Source organism: Vibrio sp. 10N.261.52.A1, assembly GCF_002876325.1.
Taxonomy (GTDB): domain Bacteria; phylum Pseudomonadota; class Gammaproteobacteria; order Enterobacterales; family Vibrionaceae; genus Vibrio; species Vibrio chagasii.
The window spans coordinates 1-1,973 of record NZ_MCYD01001304.1 but is presented as its reverse complement, the minus strand read 5'-3'; the positions used below and the strand labels follow the sequence as shown (position 1 = coordinate 1,973).

1 protein-coding gene and 1 tRNA gene are annotated in these 1,973 nt (G+C 43.8%); one reads left to right on the top strand and one right to left on the bottom strand.

The features are described 5' to 3' along the window. Window positions 1-29 precede the first annotated feature (29 nt). Window positions 30-106: transfer RNA gene (locus BCT81_RS27150), tRNA-Asp, on the top strand. Window positions 107-959: 853 nt separating this feature from the next. Here the strand turns inward: BCT81_RS27150 and BCT81_RS27145 are convergent. Next, window positions 960-1,973: heme biosynthesis HemY N-terminal domain-containing protein (locus BCT81_RS27145; protein ID WP_102426478.1), on the bottom strand; the 1,014-nt coding region annotated here is incomplete at its 5' end.

Below are 1,973 nucleotides of genomic sequence, written 5' to 3'. Positions count from 1 at the left end.
CTTGTCAGCGACGACAAGTAGTCCACTGCGGAGTGGTAGTTCAGTTGGTTAGAATACCGGCCTGTCACGCCGGGGGTCGCGGGTTCGAGTCCCGTCCACTCCGCCACTTATTAGAAAAGCCCTGCTAGAAATAGCAGGGCATTTTTACATCTATCAAAAATGTATCTTGTATTAGGTTATATTCAGTAATCGATCTGTGTATAGGTAGCATGACAAATCAACGACATCACACCCTTTAGAAGGCCTAGTCTTACGACTAGGCTTTCGTCGTTTCTAGGTACTGGTTATTTACTCTTTGTCTAATAATCTCCTCTCGCATACAACCTCAGCCCTTACGATTTGATTAACAAGCTTCTCTACAAATCTCTCTTTTCTTGTACCTGAAGCGTCGTCTCTAGTGCTGCAGTCGAAAGCGTTCAACAAAGGCTCTGCGCGCTTTCCAGTTCATTACACAATTGAACATAAGCCTAATCCTTACGACTAGAATCTTATCGTCCTGGTGATGAGTTTTGTAAGGTGCTTATCCTCAGTGACGACCAAATTATCTTGATTAGAAGGCTTTGCTCTTAACAGTGAATTTGTCTTTGTCTTTGTCTTTGTCTTTGTCTTTGTCGTTTCTGGCAACAAATGAACTCTGAGGCTAGACGCTATACGATCTCTCCTAAAATGGGAGATATAGTTGGTAGTCTATTGTGGAAATTTACCCCCTCTAATCATCTCTAAAGGTTTTGCTTCTTAGCTTGGCTCACTGGTTAGAATTGGCACTAAAGCTTCACTAAGCGCTATAGGAGCCCACTTTAAGTGCTATTTCTTAATGCTGGTTAATTTTGCTTAAGCGATTGGTCTAGATGACTTTGCTCTGTGGTGAGAGATTGTTGGAGGCTGGGCTTGTTGAGAGGGAGTTTATAGGTACAAAAAAGCCGATGCTGGGCATCGGCTTCTTATTTATACAGAGAGAGTTAAGCCGGTTGAACTAGAGCGAGTGCCTTACGAGAAACCTCATGAGCTGCTTTGGTTAGGTTCTGCTTCTCTAGTGCATCTGATAGGTATCCGTAATCAGACACATTTGAGCGTAGTGCCAGAGCTTTCTCGAAGTGGTTTTGTGCTTCTGCCCACTTTTGTTCTCTTAGGTAGAACTGAGCTAGTGCACTGTGTGCTTCTGCATTATTGCTATCTTTGCCGATAGCACGCTCTAGCATAACAACTACTGGATGGTGATCAGCAAGATTCAGCTCTGGAAGTAACATGTAGAGCTCGTTTGAACCTGTTTTAGCAATGTTCTCTTTGATAACTGTAAAAGCTTCTGCATCGGCTTTACGGGCGATCAGTTGTTTTACGAAACAAGAGACAAGGTGTGAGCTTTGCTTTTGTTTTCTTGGAAGCTTGTTCCAGTGACTGATTAAGCCTTCGCTGCCTTGCTGTTGTGCCACATCGTGAAGCAAACCACATTGTGCTTTCTGCTCTAATTCACTCTGTTCATCTGCCGTTAGAAGCTTGTTCTTAGCGAGCTTAGGCGTCAGTTCTAGCAATGGTTGCCATAATTTAAGCTGCATGTAGGTCGCTTTTAGTAAGCCCAGGACTGCAGTGTTGTTTGGGTGCGAACCTTTTAAGCTCGAAAGCGTATCGAAAGCTGCTTCATAGTTTGACTCACTGATTTGCTGTTTCGCTTTTGTTAGCTCTACTGCCAGCAGCGAATCATCTTGTTGGCTAGCCAGTTCGATGTATTTATCGCGTTCAGCAGTGTTACCTTGCTCATGCGCTGCTTGAGAAGCCACTAGGTAACAAAGCAGAGGCATGTCATGGTGGTTAGCCCAACGTGTGACTTTCTTCTCTGCACCTTTCCAATCACCTTCAAGAAGTTTGATGATGCCTTCATTGGTGTAACGGCGAGAGCGCTTAAGTTTACGAACACTGAACCAATTCCAAGTTGTTGAACTTGCGTAAATCAGCTTTTTAAATAGGTATTCTAGGCC